We start from the raw sequence: 16,803 nt of genomic DNA, 5'->3' as shown, positions 1-16,803 counted from the left end.
GGGTGCCACCTTCGGTGGGGGTTCGGGGGATGCTTCGCATCCCCCGAAGATCTTTTTTTGTTGTGTTTTGGCGGCGAAGCCGCCAAAACACAACAAAAATTAGGGTTTGGGGCGTAGCCCCATGTAGCGCAGCCTTCGCTACCTAACATGTTATAATGCCATCGGGTACTATGCTCTCTTGAAGGAGAAGGTTTTTCATGCAGAACTATTGGCATGATCTGGAGCCCGGCCCGAATGTTCCTGATGTCATCCAAGCTGTGGTCGAGATCCCTAAGGGATCACGCAATAAGTATGAGTTTGATAAGCGCATTGGTGCGTTTAAGCTGGATCGCGTGCTCTATTCTGCGGTGCAGTATCCTGGCGATTATGGCTTTATGCCCCAGACCTACTATGACGACGGTGACCCACTCGATGTGCTGGTCATGACCAATCTGCCCACCTTTACCGGCTGCATCGTCGAGGCGCGCCCGCTGGGCCTCTTCAGAATGCTCGATAAGGGCGAGCATGATGATAAGGTGCTTGCCGTCTTGCACTACGATCCCTTCTTCCAGGACTTTAAGGACTATACCGATCTGCCCGCCCACTTCCTCAAGGAAGTTGAGCATTTCTTCACCGTCTATAAGGATCTGGAAGGTAGCCGCGTCGAGCCACTCGGCTGGGAGCATGTTGATGTGGCGAAGGAACGCATCCTTTATGCGGTAAATTCCTACTGGGACATGCGGGCTGGCCGCTTGCCTAAGAAAGCCTGATGGTGGCATGTCCTCACGCGCCAATAGACCAAGCCTCCACCGCACGGCCTACTCCGCTGGCGGTGTGATCTATCGGATGGTAGGTTCACAGGTGGAGGTTGCGCTCATCGCTACCGAGCGTGGCGAACGCTGGGGCTTGCCCAAGGGGCATGTGAACCGTGGCGAGACGGCTGAGGCTGCGGCGTTGCGTGAGGTGGCTGAGGAGACGGGGCTGTCGGGCGAAATTGTCAGCTATTTGACGACGATTGAGTACTGGTTTCGGGCTGGATCGTCGCGCATCCATAAGTATGTTGATCTCTTCCTCATTCGCTACGCCAGCGGTGAGGTGCGCCCGCAAGAGGCTGAGGTTGATGATGCGCGTTGGTTTTCGCTCGATGACGCCATGCGCCTCGTCTCGTTTGAACGTGAACGTGATGTAATCATCAAGGTAGCTGATCTGTTGCGTGAAGCGTAGGGGCGAGATTGGTTTTTGACGCAGAGACACAAAGACGCAAAGATTTGGGGAGGTTCTCTACTTTGCGTCTTCGCGCCTTTGCGTCAATCCTATGTTGAGGTGATACATGCAGCATGTGGTCGAGGTCTCACTGGCCGAGCAGCTTGAAGGCACCTTGCCGCCCGATCTGGATCTGGATCTGGTGGAGCAGGCGATTCTGGCGGTGTTGGCAGCGGAGGCGCAGGCGTTGGAGGTGGGGGTGCTGATTACCGATGATGCCCACATCCATACGCTGAACCGCGATTATCGCGGGGTGGACGCGCCCACCGATGTGCTCTCCTTCGCCGATGATGGCCCACCGGCGTCGTTTGTCGTCGCCGGGGATGGCCCGCGCTACCTGGGCGATATTGCGATCTCCTACCAGCGTGTGCTGGCTCAGGCTGCTGAATATGGCCACAGCCCCGCCCGTGAACTGGTCTATCTGGCTGTTCATGGCACACTGCACCTGCTCGGCTACGACCACGAGCGTGGCCCGGAGGATGCTGCCACGATGCGCCTGCGTGAAGAGGCAATCATGGCCGAACTGGGCTTGTTACGCGGGGCGTAAGGATAGGTAGTAACTGTTCACACGGCCCCGTCGTAACTGTTCACACTTCTCCTAGCTTCCAGTTTTTGACGCAAAGACGCAGAGGCGCAAAGCCTGCAACAAAACCTTTGTGTCTCTGCGCCTTTGCGTCAAACGGTACGTCCGGTGCGCCCGCGCCGCTTGCGGATCAAGGGGATCAGCGGGAGCGCCATGCCGATCGAGAAGATCCCGCCGACCGCAAACAACGCCCCCCACGATGATCCGTGGTCGAGCATCCACCCTGCGACCACCGGCGCCAGCATACTGCCCCCAAACCCAATGAAGGCTTGGAAGGCTTGGGCTGACCCCAGCCGTTCCGGTGGCGACCACTCGGTGATCGCGGTTGAGTAGATCGCTGAGTCGGCAGACATGAGTAGGCCGAGCAGGCAGCCGACCACGATGATCAGTGGCCAGGGTGAGGTGTGCAGGAAGCCGAAGCCCAGCGAGATGACCCCACTAGAGATGGCGATCAACAGGGCGGCGCGTGCCCGCCCCATGCGGTCGGAGAGCCAGCCGCCCATGAAGACGCCGGGGGTCCCCAGCCCGGCCATCAGCGCGGCCCACTGGCTGCCCTCAGCCGAGGCGCTTGTCGCATCCATCCCGTGGATGAGCAGCGCACTGGCCAGGAACGCCGCTAACCAACTGCGTGAGACATACAGTTCCCAGGAGTGGCCGGTGTAGGCACTAATCGTCCGCATCACCGGCCCATCGCGCAGCACCCCCATATCCAGGCTACCGCGTCGCCCCGGTGGGGTACTGGCACCCCGTGTGGCATAGATCGCCAAGGGGATGGCACTACTCGCCACAATGCCCAAGATGAGCGCCGCCGTTGGCCAGTCTACCCGTGCAATCAGCAACCCACTGCTCCAGAGCGAGAGCGCCCCACCCAGGTAGAAGGCCGAGACATACGCGCCCACCGCCAGCCCGCGCTTTTCGGCGGGGACGGCGAAGGCCACCACCCGTGTCCCCGGCATGTAGATTCCGGCCAGCCCGATCCCGGCGAAGAAGCGGAAGAATGCCGCACTCCAGACATCGCGAGCCAGGAACGAGAAACCGAGGAAGGCCAGGCTACTCACGATGCTACAGCCGATGATCACGCGCTGGATCGGAATACGATCCGTCAGCGGCAGCAGCACGATCACACTCAGCACGTAGCCCGCTTGGTAGGCCGCAAAGACCCAGCCGATAGCTGCGCTACTGGCATTCCAGTCGGTGCGCAGCAGCGGCAGGGCCGCAGCGGTAAAACTTGCCGGTAGCAGCACCAGGGCGAGAACCGAACCCAGCAGTATGATCCGCCAATAGCCCATTTCGACCGATTTAGGCGGCGTAGTCATCGTCGTCATCATCGTTGCTAGGGCGAGTCTTTGGCGGGGCGACATACCGTCGCACTGGCCCTTCTTGGCGCACATACTCCTGGATTGTGGCGGGTTGACCAAGCACAATCACGCGGTGCTTATCGAGGGGTTTCAGCACACGGGCCGCCCCATAGCGCGCCGATTCGAGGACGCGCACATTCCCCGCCAGCACCACCGCCCGTCCGCCGGGGCGCAGCACGCGCGCAATCTCGGAGAGCACCTCGCGGTAGAGCGTGGGCAGCACCGACTCATCGGCGATCTGTTTGCCAAAGGGCAGATTGACCGCCACCTTGTCCACTTCACCATCCTCCAGCGGCAACTTGCGTGCATCCCAACGGCTCAGATTGATCTCACCGCGTGTCCCGCGCAGATTGATCTGCATCGCGGCCAACGCATCGCCATTGATGTCGCCGCCGTGTATCTCGGCGAAGCGCCCGGCGGCGGCGCGTTCGAGGAGCAGCGTCCCCGATCCCGCCATCGGATCGAGAAAGACATCGTTCGCCGATGGATAGGTGAGTTGCACCATTGCGGCGGCCAGAGCTGGGCGCAGCGAGGCAGGTAGATGCTTGATCTTATCGCGTTGGCGCATGCTGGCATCAGAGAGCCGGATCGTACACAGAAGTTCGTTCTCAATCAGGGTGGCCCAGATCTCCAGATCTTCGCCCTCCTCAACCGGATGCCAGCGCCCCGGCCAGCCATCGCGCACCGCATCAGCGACAGCGCGGCCCACATCGCGGCGCATAAACTTCTGATTGCCTACTGTGCGCGCAATCACGCGGAAGCTGCCATTCTGCTTGCTGCTCCCAGTGGCGCGCCGCCAAATATTCAGGGCGTCTTGGATCGCCTCGGAGTTGCGCACCGCAGCATGAATCTGGCGCAGCCCACGCTCATCATAGGCGACCTTAAAACCACGCGCCGCCACGACAAACACATCTTCACTGACCCGCAGCTTCAGCAGCGCCTTGGGGCCAGCACGCATATCAAAGATGACCAAATCGTCACGCCCAGGCACCGCACGCAACGCCATCAGGCGTGGTGCGCTTCGTTCGTCCTCGGCGGGGATAGTATTCTCAACTTCGCGCCACGCGAGTTGACCCAGACCGGGGATAGTTTGGAGTACATAGATCATAGTAGCCGATCACATCCATAATAATCTGATACAAGGTGGTCAAACTGGCCACATCCACCCACTCATCATCGGAGTGCAGGCCCGCGCCGACTGGCCCGAAGCAGATCGCCGGAATCCCGGCGTCGGTGTAGTAGCGTGCGTCGGTCGAAAAATGCTCGCGGTAGAAGCGCGCCGGTGCGCCGGTATGCTCCGCGATCAGGCTGGCCAGCCGCTGCACCTGCGGGTGGTTGGGGTCGGTACGAAGAGGAACCGCCGGGCGGGTGCAGAGGATCTCGGCATCCGGGAAGTACTCTTCGAGAATCGCCGTGATCGACTCGACACTCTCATCGGCGGTGAAGCGCACATCAAAGGTGAAGGTGGCCGAACTAGGAATCTGGTTGTTCGAGCCATCGCCCACCTGGATGAGCGTCGGTGAGACACTGGTACACCAGCTATCGGCGCTAGGTGGTGGGAAGCGGCGTTCAAGTTTAGCAATGCCATGCGCCAGTGCATAGACCGGATTGTGGCCTTCCCAGGGCCGCGAGCCGTGGGCGGGCGTACCGCGCAGGCGCATATCAATCCACATCGCGCCCTTATGCTCATAGAGGATGCCCAAATCGGTCGGCTCCAGACAGAGCATAAAACCACAGCGCCAGCCTTCTTGGAGCAGGCGAGCGGTACCCAACTCGCCGCCAATCTCTTCATCGCTCACAAACTGGAAGCCCACATCAGGGCGTTCGCTCCGCGCCGCCAGATCGCGCACAAGGCGCAGCATCACTGCCACACTCCCCTTCATATCCTGGGCACCCCGGCCATAGATTCGCCCATCGCGCACCTGCGGGATGAACTGGGCTGGACGACCCACCACCACATCCGTGTGGCCATTCAGCATCAGCGCCGGGCTACGAGTCGGCTGGAGCGTCGCCACAATCGCTGGTTTGCCCCCCGCCTGCGTGTACTCCACAAAGATGTCGGGAATCGTGGCCAAGTACGCCGCGACATAGTCCATCACCGCGTTCAGATTCTCTGGGCGGCTGGCAATCGACTCGATACGGATGAGGTCGCAGGTGAGTTGGGTCAGTTCTGCGGCGAGATCTGGGTGCATAGAAGCCTCCTCTTGTACTCCCGCTAGTCTACCATAAAGTGGGGGGGTGTTTTTTATCCGCAGATTATTTTTTTATCCGCAGATTATTTTTTATCCGCAGATTACGCAGATTACGCAGATTTTTTAGGATAAAACAAAAAATAATCTGCGAAATCTGCGTAATCTGCGGACAACAACCTAGAAACCTCGGCCAGATCAATTCGCCCACCACCAATCGTCAACGCATCGGCAGTACCACACGCCACCCCCAGGCGCAACGCCTCGTGTAGCCCCAACCCACGTACCAAACCCGTCGCCAACCCCGCCGAAAGCGAGTCGCCGCTGCCCACCGTGCTCACCACCGTAATCGCGGGTGCTTTCACCCAGCAGACCCCGCTGGCGTCGGCGGCGACCGCCCCCTGCGCACCGAGTGAGACGGCGGCGAGTTCGATCCCCATGCTCCGCAGGTGGAGTACCGCCGCGCTCGCTGTGTCCACATCGTAGATGCGCCGCCCCAAGACCGCTCCTAGTTCACTCGCATTGACCTTGATCCCGTAGGGGCGCGCTGCCAAGGCGCTCTGGAGCGCCTCGCCACTAGTATCCACGATCACCCGCCGCCCGGCTGCGTGGAGGTGCTGGAGCAACGCTCCCAACTGGCTCGCCGCCACCCCGCGTGGTAGGCTCCCGGCAACCAAGCATAGGCTGGCTTCTGCCGCCACCTCCACCACCAAGGCAGCAAAGCTGGCCCAATCCGCCCCACTCAGGATCGGCCCGGCCTCGTTCAACGCGGTGGCGTCGCCTCCAGCACGGTTGACGAGCAAGACGCATGTGCGCGTCTCCCCGGCATGGTGCTGGCTCCAACGCCCCTGAATGCCCTCCGCCGCCGCGAGGTCGGCCAGCAGCGCACCACTGCGTCCGCCCAGCGGCGCACACACAACCGCCGCCTGGCCCAGCGTGTGCGCCGCACGCGCCACATTCAGCCCCTTGCCCCCGGCGGCAACCAATACCTCGTCGGTGCGCTGGACACTGCCCAAATGGAGGTCAGCAAAGACCATGGTGCGATCAATGGATGGGTTGGGTGTGATGATCAAAAGCATACAAAGTTCCTTGTTGCTACCAACTACGGTTTGTGGTAGAGTGTATCTCCTACGCTCACCATACCACTCTGCATGGAGTAGTCATCTATGCCTATTGCACTTGTTGTTCACGGCGGTGCGTGGGATATTCCTGATGATCAGGTTGAAGCCCATCACGCTGGTTGTCAAGCGGCGCTCAAAGTTGGTTGGCAGTTATTGCGCCAGGGCGCGAGTGCGCTTGATGTCTGTGAAGCGTCCTTGCGGGTGATGGAAGATGACCCGATCTTTGATGCGGGAATAGGTTCGGTGCTCACGACGGCGGGTACAGTTGAACTGGACGCGGCGGTGATGGATGGCACCACTCTTCGCTATGGGGCAGTGGCTAATCTACGCCGTATTCGCAACCCGATCTCATTGGCGCGCAAGGTCTTAGAAGGGCCAGCGACCATGTTGGTTGGTGAAGGTGCCGAACAGTTTGCTATCGATCATGAGATTCCGCTGATCGAAAATCACGAACTGATTGTCGAGCGTGAACGTGCTCTTTGGGAAGCCTGGAAGGCAAGTGGGGCTGTTCTGCACCACGGGCAACCCCGAAACATCCAACAGATCGCCGATCCTCCTTATGCCTCCGAGGTGGGTGGTCACGATACGGTCGGTGTCATCGCACTCGATCAGCATGGCAACTTGGTGGCCGCGAACTCTACGGGTGGTACGCTCTTCAAACTGCCTGGCCGCATTGGCGACACCGCCCTCATTGGAGCTGGCCTCTATGCCGATAGCCAGATCGGTGCGGCTGTCTGCACTGGCTGGGGCGAGTCGATCACCCGTGTGGCCCTGGCTCGCCGAGCCATCGATCTCCTCGAACGTGGCCTCGCCCCCCAATCCGCCGCCGAATCCGCCATCCGTAGCCTCGCCCGCCAGCCATTGGGCGGCAGCGGTGGGTGTATCCTGCTCGCCCCCAACGGCCAGATCGGTATGGCATGGAATACCCGTCGTATGGCCTATGCGTATCAGGTGGAGGGGTAGCATAAAGCTTCCCGGAAGCTTTATGCTTCCGGGAAGCTCACCGGAGCTTAGCGATTCACCTGTGGTAGATATACCTGATAGCTTGGGATTACTAAACGAGCCTCACTACTATTGCCACTGGCGTCACGTGCCGTCACCACGAGTTCACGCACCATACCCGTCGTAATCTGCTGCGAGTATTGGCGATCCTGAAGGTGGTTCAGATTCTGGGTCTGCCATGTCGTACCATTACTCGTCCATGCGACTTGTACCTGTAGATAGGCGGCGGCAGTCGTCTCATCATACGCCTCAGTAGTGATCGTCACCCTTCCTAATGTTGGGGTTAGAGTGATACCATTGACCACAGGCGGTAGAACATCTTCCACTAATGTCTCACTGGCATAGTTGGGATCAACATAGGTGATTTCCAGCACCGTTTGTTCATAGCGTCGTACTTCGCCCACATGTGATCCAGTTGCACGGAACTGTGCTGGTGAAACGACCAGTGTATCTATCGGTGTCCCTGCGCTGACGGTTCGTTGCACGCCATACGGCTGATCTGGCAGCCAGGATTGTAGGATGGTCAATGCTGGATCATTGCTCCGCGTGCGACTCTCTTGAATGATCGGTGTTGTAACATAGGGGTCAAAGCCAGTAAGGATTGGCAGGGTCGTAGCCTGCACCATGCGGATACCACGCGGCTCGGCTGGAGTTGCTCTTCCGGCAAGCAGGGTGACATCATAGCTGATCGCGGGCAATATCGGTTGCCCCAGTACCGTCTGATCTACCCCCGTGATGGTGGTTGTGCCGGGGCGTAGGCTATCGGCGATGGTGCTCGTCGTGTGTAGGAGGCTGCCGAAGTCGGTCTTCTCAACTTGGAAGCTGGTCGTAATCGTAATCAAACGGGTGAACGTTGGTTCACCACTGGTCGGATCTGCCTGGATCGTCATATCCTGTAGCTGCATAGGAGTCAACACGAGTGGCCCGGCCTCATGCGCTGGCTGTGGTGTGGCGACTTCGACGCGCAGGTATGGCAACCCGTACAGAACCCATTCACTCAACACCTTTTCGTCATAGACGCTAAAGCTGGTGATGCCACGATCCCGCAGATACCGCTGTTTCGCCTGCGCCAACGCGGCACCAATCGTCGGCTGCCCTGGTTGCAGGATCTGGCTCGTGAATAAGAGTTGTAGCCGTTCACTAAACCCGGCCACCTCATCATCGCCATACCCATAGCCAGTATTGCCAATCAGATTGCCACCGTTGCGTAGGATGGCACTGGCAAAATCGGCCTGATACTGTGCGGTACTCAACGAGGTGTCTGTAGCATTCAGACCTGAATGACAGCCGACCGAATAGACGAGGGTCGGACGATCATTGCGGCGGAAGTAGGCGGCGGCAGGAGTAGCCGGAGTGGCATTCTGGAGCGGTGCAACATCAAACACTCCCGCGCCGGGCGTCAGGTAGTCTGCCGGAATGGCTTCGGCATGGCTAAAGTGGCTGTTCAGTACCATCAGGGCATAGGGTGTATGTGCGCCATTGTAGGCTGCTTGATTGGCGATCTGGTTGAATTGGCCACCAAACCACGTGTTGGTGAAATCGGTGGCATTCCATGTATCGTTAATCAAGCGCGTCACTGGAACATCCGCGCGCACCAGGTTGTCGGCTAGTTGGGTACTCGAATCAGTCAGGAAGTCGTAGCCTGTAACGAGTGCCGGATTGTTTGTATCGGCACGAATAACGTAGCGCGTGGCAACTGGGTTGCTCAACACCGCCTGTAGGTAGGTGACAATATCGGATGGGCGTTCAACTAGGCGTCCGATGCCAAGATCGGGGACGAATAGCTCGCGCCCGCGCCATGCGGTCGTTTCACGATCCGCATAGAAGTTGTCGGTCTTCACGTTGCGGAAGAAGAGACTCCCACCCAACGCCGTCTCGCGCTTGAGTCCGGCATTTTCAAAATCCAAATCCCCAATATAGGCGCTCTCGTTACCGATATTTGTCTCATCTGTCGTGCGATAGAAGGGTATGACTTCATCGCCACCAATAATGACAATATCGGTAACATTCGGATAGTGTACCTGTATCGCCTCATCAATCACCATCCAGATCTGGCGGGCAATGGCATTCGCCCGTGCTGGCTGCTGTGGTCGGTTATCCCACTGTGTATAGAGTGCTGCAAGGCGGCTAGCAGTTGTTGGATCAAGATCCGTAGCCAGATTGATGACTACGCCGTTACTATCGGTTAGCAATGAACTATTCGGATTGAGTAGATCAGCAAGGCTCGTAAGGGCGCTACTTTCACCCACAAGCGCACCATACTGCTGCTGCATCCGGGTCGTATGCTGAATAAAGAGCGTGCGTACCGTTGCATCGCTCGGATGATTGAGACTAGCTTGCCCCGACTGAATTGCAGCATTAGCCATAAGGCCCGGTTCGGCATGGATCTGGAGGGTATAGGGCGGGCCAGCAGCGCCCTCAGCACTGATAACCACCAGATAGACGAGGCCACCACGGGGTAAAAATGCACCGATGGATTCGTCGGATGTGCCAGGGTTGGCCGAAATCGAACGGATACGGGCAATCGAGCGGATACGGGCAATCGAACGGATGCGAGCAATCGAACGGATACGAGCGATGCTCTCGATACTCCCCTGCTCATCAATGACCGTATTGTCGCCGGTCTGATCGAGGCTTACCCCATCATTCACCATCGCACTGATGTCACTACTGTCAATCAGGGCGAGATCATAATCCGCTGTAAGGTTGGTCAGGCTGGCACTGATCGTTGCGCCGGGGGGGAGTAACACGGCGAAGATATCCGCATCGTCAGCAGAAGCGATGTGGCCCTGGTATTCAGCCCGATTTGCCGTTAAGATGGCTTGGTTGGCGGTTTCGATGCTATTGTTCGGCTCACTTTCATTCAGTACAGATGGTGGATCAACTGTACCAATTGCCACCTCAACCGTGCTTGAATTAGCATAGTTTGGTACGAGGAGCGCTTCTGATGGGCTCATCGTCGTACTAAATGCACCAGAGTGGGTCGTCGCATTGATGATGATGAATTGGTCGCTTGCCGATGGAACGAAGCTGTTGTTCAGTGTTAGAAAGAGGCTGCCATCAAGTGTGGCATGCCCATTGATTGTCAGTTGGTCATGTTGTGTCGGGCTAGGTCCGCCAATATCAATCGCCAGAGCGGCACTTGGCAGTTGGACATAGTTGGCATTGATCGTAAGGTGTTGAATGCCCTCCCCCCCCGGCGCAAGCGTGCCATAACGATTACGCAACTCACCACTTCCACCATTAATGGACAAAACGCCCGTACCCTGAAGCGTTCCGTCAAGCGTCATTTGCGGGCTGGACGGGCTATCAAGGGTGAGTGTTCGACCATTGAGATCGAGCGTGCCACCGGCATCTACGACCATCTGCGGCAGGGTAAGATCGTTTGCGAGGCTGAAATATGCTCCCGACAAGATAGTTACCGGGTTGGTGAGTATGAGGGAGCCGAGGGAATTGATCCGTGTATTGGTACCACCGAATTGCAACGTGGAAACATTAATTGAACCATGATTATCGAAGTTGATGCCATCAAAACGTAGGGTATCGGCATCTGCCCCTCCGGAAATAATAGACGATATCGAGTCTATATACAGATCACCATTGATGGTTAATGAATCAGCCAGCCGCAGATCGCCCTGGTAGAACGAGAGCGGGCCGAGGCTCCCGCGCGCCAGGGCATAGCCGCCGCCCTGCCCCCAGATGCGAATGCGTCCCTGCACCGACCCATTGCCGATCACGGTTGGGGGCGAGTCTTCGGTCTCATGAATCACATCTAGCCATGTCTCATTCGGGCTAGGGGCAAAGGTGCCATTTACGGTGAAGGTGGGTGTGGTATCCGGGCCACCACTGCGCAGGCTCCAGTAGTAATTCGCATAGGCGGTGGCCCCGGCATCAACCGTCAGATCGCCCCGGATGGTGGCATATTCGAGGCCCGTATTGGAGCCTGCACTGATAGACACCGCGCCTTTCCACTCGCCATTCGTGAGTAACTGATTAGCGCCACTGAAGCGGGTTTGCGCCACTTCCACACTACCACTATTATTGAAGGTGGACCCCTGAAAGACCAACGTCCCCTCGCCGGTGATGGTCGTGCTTGCATCAAGAGCGATGTCACCGGGGACAGTGAGAGTCTGCCCACTATCAATGCGGAGCGTGCCGCCATAGCCATTTGCGATGAGATTCTGAATCGTCAGCGTCGGTTCGGCCAGCCGCAGTTCGCCCTGGTAGAACGAGAGCGGGCCGAGGCTCCCGCGTGCCAGGGCATAGCCTTCACCCTGTCCCCAGATGCGGATGTGTCCCTGCACCGAGCCGTTGCCGATCACGGTTGGAGCCGGACTCTCTATGTCATGAATCACATCCAGCCATGTTCCATTCGGGCTGGTGGCAAAGGTGCCATTCACGGTGAAGCTAGGCGTGCTATCCAGACCGCCCCCGCGCAGACTCCAATACCAATTCGTATAGGCGGTTGCCCCGGCATCAATTGTTAAGTCGTCGCGTATGGTGGCGTTCTCAAGGCCCGTATTGGAACTTGCACTGATAGCGACTGCACCCGTCCACTCGCCATTCGCTAGGAGTTGATTACCACCACTGAAGCGGGTCTGCGCCACTGCCACGCTGCCACTATTGTTGAAGGTGGCCCCCTGAAAGACCAACGTCCCCGCGCCGGTGACCGTTGACATACTACCAATGCCAACATTACCAGATACCGTGAGGGTCGCATTGGCCTCGATAGTCAGCGTTACATACGTAGAGATCGACAAACCCGTAATACTTGTATCGGTATTGATTACTGGCTGGTTGGTGGCGGAAAAAATCGTTACTTGATCGGTAGCAAGTGGCACACCACCACAATTATTCCAATTGGCTGGGGTATTCCAGTCCGTACTAACAGTGCCTGTCCAGGTACATGTAGCTGCATGAGCGTTATGGGAGGAAAGGAGTGCCAGGAGCAGCATAGCGAGGGTGATTGTCAGCAGGACAATCCCATGACGGTACAGAGAGTGCTTTGCCATATTGTCCTCCCTAGACAATAAGCAGCCGAGGCTGTTAATCCGTTAGCGTTGGTATATAGGGGGTCTAGTGATAGCCGTGCCGCGTACGGATACGTTCAGCCGTGTCTAGATCGTGGCGTGCGCCAATAAGATGAAGCTGTGCTACTGCTGTATCAAGTGCGCCTTGCCCTAGTTGGGCATACCCGATTACGGGGGCGAGATCGGCTTGCATCAGTAATGTGCGACAAATTTCGTGGGCGCTATCTGCTTCACGTAGTAGCGCCAAGCTACGTTCCAACTCGATCCAAGCGGTAGCGTGATCACCATAGGTTGCCAAGATCTGCGCATACATCCGGCGTGTGATACCTTCTTCACCGTGAGCCTCTAGGCGTTGGGCCGTCTCCAATGCTTGCTCAATTGCAACCCGCGCACCATCAAGATCACCCTGTTGTAGCGTCAACTGCGCCCGATAGCGCTCAAGTTCGGGGCGGACATCCTCGGCACCTTGGGCCGTCAAGAGATGATCGGCACGATCAAAATAGGTTGCGGCGCGCGCAAGGTCGCCGTGATCCAGCCATGTTGCGCCCAGATTGAGCTGTAGAACCGCAATACCATACTGCGAACCTAGTTTTGTGAACTGGCGTAGACTGCGTTCAAATTGTTCTACTGCGGCATCATAGCGGCCTACCAATTTGAAGAGATCGCCTAAGTTGTTGGCGATCATGGCCTCACTATAGACATCACCAACCGTCTGGGCTAACTCGATAGCCTCTTCATAGGTTGTGCGCGCCGCTTCAAGTTCGCCCAATTCATGGTACAGGGTGGCTAGATCGTTCAGCGCATCGGCCAAGCCTTTAAGATCATGAACGCTTCGGTAGAGCGTTACTGCTCGTTCAAGCACCTCACGGGCACGGCCATTTTCGCCCATGTTGATCCATGTATTTCCGAGCAGTTTAAGGGCATGGGCTTGATTATGCTGATGGTTGTCCTGTTCGGCTGCTTCCAATGCGCGATTGGTGAGTTCAAGCGCTTGTTGATAGCGACCCTGCCGTGCATGCATGCCCGCTCCTAGTAACAGACAGCGCACCTTGATTGGATGCGTATCTGCCACTGGGAGTATTTCGGCACGGCTAATCCATGCAAAGGACGTTTCATAATCGGCACGCTGCTCATGCACACGGGCGATATGGTGGAATAGACGTAGTTGTGGAATCAGTGCTGTAGCATGCAGCATGGCCAGTGCAACTTCGTAATGAGTTAGCGATAGATCATAATTACCGACCAAGTTGTATAACCAACCAAGACGCTCATGAACTTCAATAACCACATCATCTATCGAATCTGCATGCTCATGTGTAATATCAGACGCATGCTGATCAAGCAGCTTCATTGCTTCAGTAAAGAAGGTAATGGCCTCACGGTTTGCGAATCGCTTTTGAGCCAAGCGGCCTGCCCGCACATGATACGTAAAGGCTTGCGACCACTGTTCGGCAAGCAGGTAATGGCGTGCTAACAGGCTTAATTGATCATCAGCATCTGCGCCCCCCGCCGCTTCGATGATCTGAGCGATACGCTGATGGAGCTCACGTCGCCGCGTAAAGAGGAGGCTCTCATAGGTGACATCACGGATCAGCGCGTGGCGAAAGAGATAGTCCAGGGCGCTATGTGATGATTCGTGCGCAATCAAGGCCGCCTGATCAAGCCGGTCGAGTTGATAGGAGAGCGTGTCCGCACGGCTCACTAGATGGGCTAAAATCGCATAGGTGAAATGCTGCCCAATGACCGACGCAACCTGTAAAATGGCATGGGTCTGTTCCTCAAGGCGATCAAGCCGTGCAGTAATGACCCCCTCGATACTATCGGGAATACGTATGGCGCTTGCGGGAACACTCAGATGGTAGCCTTCGGCAGTACGTACCAATTCACCGTTATCGCGTAGCCCATGCAGGAACTCTTCAATAAAATAGGGGTTGCCGTGGCTTTTTGCCAACAGCAATTCTTCCAGTTCTGGTGGTGGTACTGATCCAAGGATGCGCCGAATAAGCTCACGCCCTTCATCACTTGATAGCAGACCAATCTCTAAGATCAGACACTGGGCCAGATGACGATAGACTGCATGAATAGTTGGCTCAGGACGATGGGCAGCCAGAATCAAGAGTGGTGCAGTTGCAAGTTGTTCAAAGGTTGTTGCTAAGAGATCGAGTGATGAGGCATCAATCCAATGTAAATCATCAAGAATGATAACGTGCGGGCGCTGGTGGGCAGCAGTAAGGAGAATCGCCGCAATCATTTCGCGTCTACGATCACGGCGTTGCTCGGCACTCAACGCCGTGATCAGACTCGTCTCGACGATTGGTAAGCCCAGGATTTCACCCAACAATGGGATGAAACGCTCCAGATCCGGTACAAGTTCGGTAACTCGTGTATGAACCTGTTGCACCATAGAGGCTATCGTTGCCCCATACGCTTCAGGAATTAACACTAAGCGTAACAACTGGCGTAGGGTATTGAAGGGTGTTGTCTGGTTGTAGCTTTCACTTGCTACCTGTAACAAGCGGTAGGGTGACTCTAACGACTCAGGATCGTCGCATGGATGCGCCAAGCGGCGTAAGGTTGCATCAATCAGGCATGTCTTACCAACACCCGCTTCACCAATGAGTACTACGAGTCGCCCGCTGCCGCCAAGGGCCACTTGTCCGGCTGCGGTCAGTTGCGCAAGCTCGCTGACTCGACCAACAACATCATGGCTAAGTCCAATCCGCCGCTGTGGGGCTTTCTCATCAAGTAGCGGACGCACAACTTCTGCAATCGCGACGGGTTGCTCAATCCCTTTGAGATTGACAGGTGGTAACTCGTGCAAGAGAAAACGGTGTTCAACTGCGCGGCGTGTCGCGGGTGAAATCACGACACTCTGCTCACTTGCGCTACTCATCAGGCGCGCGGCGAGATTGACCGCCTGCCCCATCACCGTATACTCGTGTCGGATCGTGCCCCCAACCAGCCCTGCAAATACGATGCCGGTATTAATCCCGGCACGCTGATGTATGTGTAACGGGCATTCCGGCAATATCTGGCTAATCTCGGCATTGGCCGCCTCAAGGACATGCCGCATGATGAGCGCGGCACGCACGGCACGTTCCGCATCATCTTCATGGGCAAACGGCGCACCGAAGAGTGCCATGAGCTTATCACCATGGGTGTACATGTCTACTTTATTAACAATTCCACCAAACTGATGAATAGCCTCTTGTGCTCGCTGATAGTAGGTATTGAGTATCTGTGCTGCGAGGCTCGGATTGTGTCGCAGAAAGGTGAGCATGTCACTAAAGGGCCAGAAATGGATAAAGAGGGTTGTGACGGGGCGAAATTCACCAACCAAGCTCTCGGTTGCTAACAGAAAGCGCCGAGGCATGCTGTGTGGAAGGTATGGTTCGAGGGCGGCAATGCGCTCCGCAAGGGCAATGATCCCGTCAACGCCGCTATGATGGGCTTGCAGTACGCATTGCTCGATGAGGCTACGGCTCGTCGAAGCAATTGGTGGTGGTACTGGCCCTTGAACCTCACACAGGTGAAAGAACCCCGTGCGGCGAACGGCCAGATCTGCATCATTGATCAGTAATCGTGTTGCATCTGAGATTACAATTTCACCGCTTCTCGCAATCTCCTGCGCGAGTGCTACACGATTAACATCTTCCCCGGTGATGACCAGTTCGATATGACTCTGATCCCCGACATGGGCCGCGAATACACGTCCACTATGGACACCGATCCGTAACTGTAGCCGAAAGATACCCGCCCGGGTGCCGAGGGCGCTAAATTGGGTCATCCGCTTTTGCATGGAGAGGGCAGCATGACACGCTCGATGGGCATGATCGCCACCAAGCGTGTGTGCATCAAAGAAGGCGGTTAGTGCATCGCCGCCAAACTTGAGCAATGCCCCGCCATGCATGCTTATCTCGACGACGAGCGCATCAAAGAGGGCATTGATAATACTGGAGATCTCTTCTGCACCCTGTTTTCCTAAGCGGCTCAATGTTCCTGAAAGTGCCGTAAAGCCAGAGAGATCGGCAAAGAGGATTGAGCCCTCCCAGAAGGCACCGCTCACGTTCCCGGGGGTTGGGGTGTTGAGGTGTTGTACGATGACTGGTTCGGGGACAAAAGTTGCCAGCGCACCTATCTCACGCTCTAATTGAGTAATAGCCGCAGCAATTCCCTCTTGCGTTGGCGTCGTGGAGGTGACATGTGCGAATAGTTCCTGGTTCAACAGCCGTCGCAGTATCGCTGTGGGCCGAGAAACAGGTTGCATTTTTTGTTCCT

At 56.9% G+C, this 16,803-nt stretch carries 10 protein-coding genes; 4 read left to right on the top strand and 6 right to left on the bottom strand.

The genetic code is table 11. From position 1 onward, the window contains the following. The first annotated feature begins 197 nt into the window (after positions 1 to 197). The 3 genes from EKD03_RS12145 to ybeY all read left to right on the top strand — a co-directional run bounded on the left by EKD03_RS12145 (position 198) and on the right by ybeY (position 1,789). Positions 198 to 749, top strand: coding sequence for an inorganic diphosphatase (locus tag EKD03_RS12145; RefSeq protein WP_129630943.1), 552 nt, complete (start codon positions 198 to 200; stop codon positions 747 to 749). A 7-nt stretch (positions 750 to 756) separates the two neighbouring features. Continuing rightward, the gene (locus EKD03_RS12140) at positions 757 to 1,203 is read left to right on the top strand and encodes an NUDIX hydrolase (protein ID WP_129630939.1); all 447 of its coding nucleotides are present in this window, start codon (positions 757 to 759) and stop codon (positions 1,201 to 1,203) included. A gap of 106 nt (positions 1,204 to 1,309) precedes the next feature. Further along, complete coding sequence (gene ybeY, locus EKD03_RS12135) at positions 1,310 to 1,789, top strand: rRNA maturation RNase YbeY (protein ID WP_129630936.1); 480 nt, start codon at positions 1,310 to 1,312, stop codon at positions 1,787 to 1,789. Between the two features lie 128 nt (positions 1,790 to 1,917). Here ybeY and EKD03_RS12130 read toward each other — a convergent pair whose 3' ends face one another. From EKD03_RS12130 to EKD03_RS12115, 4 genes are all read right to left on the bottom strand, one after another. After that, positions 1,918 to 3,141, bottom strand: coding sequence for an MFS transporter (locus EKD03_RS12130; RefSeq protein ID WP_161569254.1), 1,224 nt, complete (start codon positions 3,139 to 3,141; stop codon positions 1,918 to 1,920). After that, a complete protein-coding gene (locus EKD03_RS12125) occupies positions 3,125 to 4,291 on the bottom strand; it encodes a methyltransferase domain-containing protein (protein ID WP_129630932.1) in 1,167 nt (388 codons plus the stop codon). Before EKD03_RS12125 ends, EKD03_RS12130 begins: the two co-directional genes overlap by 17 nt. Continuing rightward, the gene (locus EKD03_RS12120) at positions 4,233 to 5,375 is read right to left on the bottom strand and encodes a M20 family metallopeptidase (RefSeq protein ID WP_238613506.1); all 1,143 of its coding nucleotides are present in this window, start codon (positions 5,373 to 5,375) and stop codon (positions 4,233 to 4,235) included. The genes EKD03_RS12125 and EKD03_RS12120 overlap by 59 nt, the downstream gene beginning before the upstream one ends. A 110-nt stretch (positions 5,376 to 5,485) precedes the next feature. Beyond that, positions 5,486 to 6,451, bottom strand: coding sequence for a 1-phosphofructokinase family hexose kinase (locus tag EKD03_RS12115; protein WP_129630930.1), 966 nt, complete (start codon positions 6,449 to 6,451; stop codon positions 5,486 to 5,488). A gap of 87 nt (positions 6,452 to 6,538) precedes the next feature. Here EKD03_RS12115 and EKD03_RS12110 point away from each other — a divergent pair, with 87 nt between their 5' ends. After that, positions 6,539 to 7,456: an isoaspartyl peptidase/L-asparaginase family protein gene (locus EKD03_RS12110; RefSeq protein WP_129630928.1), complete on the top strand. Its 918-nt coding sequence runs from the start codon at positions 6,539 to 6,541 to the stop codon at positions 7,454 to 7,456. Between the two features lie 47 nt (positions 7,457 to 7,503). Here the strand turns inward: EKD03_RS12110 and EKD03_RS12105 are convergent, their stop codons facing one another. Both EKD03_RS12105 and EKD03_RS12100 read right to left on the bottom strand, forming a co-directional pair. Further along, entirely contained in the window at positions 7,504 to 12,507 is a 5,004-nt protein-coding gene (locus EKD03_RS12105) for a hypothetical protein (RefSeq protein WP_129630926.1), read from the bottom strand. Between the two features lie 64 nt (positions 12,508 to 12,571). Next, entirely contained in the window at positions 12,572 to 16,792 is a 4,221-nt protein-coding gene (locus tag EKD03_RS12100; RefSeq protein ID WP_129630924.1) for an adenylate/guanylate cyclase domain-containing protein, read from the bottom strand. Between the last annotated feature and the right edge of the window lie 11 nt (positions 16,793 to 16,803).

The sequence above is a fragment of the Candidatus Oscillochloris fontis genome (assembly GCF_004138135.1).
GTDB lineage: Bacteria > Chloroflexota > Chloroflexia > Chloroflexales > Chloroflexaceae > Oscillochloris > Oscillochloris fontis.
This window is presented reverse-complemented; position numbering and strand designations above follow the sequence as displayed.

Coding starts and splice junctions, on each gene's coding strand:
- ybeY (WP_129630936.1), top strand. CDS start 1,310: ATGCAGCATGTGGTCGAGGTCTCACTGGCCGAGCAGCTTGAAGGCACC.
- EKD03_RS12140 (WP_129630939.1), top strand. CDS start 757: ATGTCCTCACGCGCCAATAGACCAAGCCTCCACCGCACGGCCTACTCC.
- EKD03_RS12115 (WP_129630930.1), bottom strand. CDS start 6,451: ATGCTTTTGATCATCACACCCAACCCATCCATTGATCGCACCATGGTC.
- EKD03_RS12145 (WP_129630943.1), top strand. CDS start 198: ATGCAGAACTATTGGCATGATCTGGAGCCCGGCCCGAATGTTCCTGAT.
- EKD03_RS12130 (WP_161569254.1), bottom strand. CDS start 3,141: ATGACTACGCCGCCTAAATCGGTCGAAATGGGCTATTGGCGGATCATA.
- EKD03_RS12110 (WP_129630928.1), top strand. CDS start 6,539: ATGCCTATTGCACTTGTTGTTCACGGCGGTGCGTGGGATATTCCTGAT.
- EKD03_RS12105 (WP_129630926.1), bottom strand. CDS start 12,507: ATGGCAAAGCACTCTCTGTACCGTCATGGGATTGTCCTGCTGACAATC.
- EKD03_RS12100 (WP_129630924.1), bottom strand. CDS start 16,792: ATGCAACCTGTTTCTCGGCCCACAGCGATACTGCGACGGCTGTTGAAC.
- EKD03_RS12120 (WP_238613506.1), bottom strand. CDS start 5,375: ATGCACCCAGATCTCGCCGCAGAACTGACCCAACTCACCTGCGACCTC.
- EKD03_RS12125 (WP_129630932.1), bottom strand. CDS start 4,291: ATGATCTATGTACTCCAAACTATCCCCGGTCTGGGTCAACTCGCGTGG.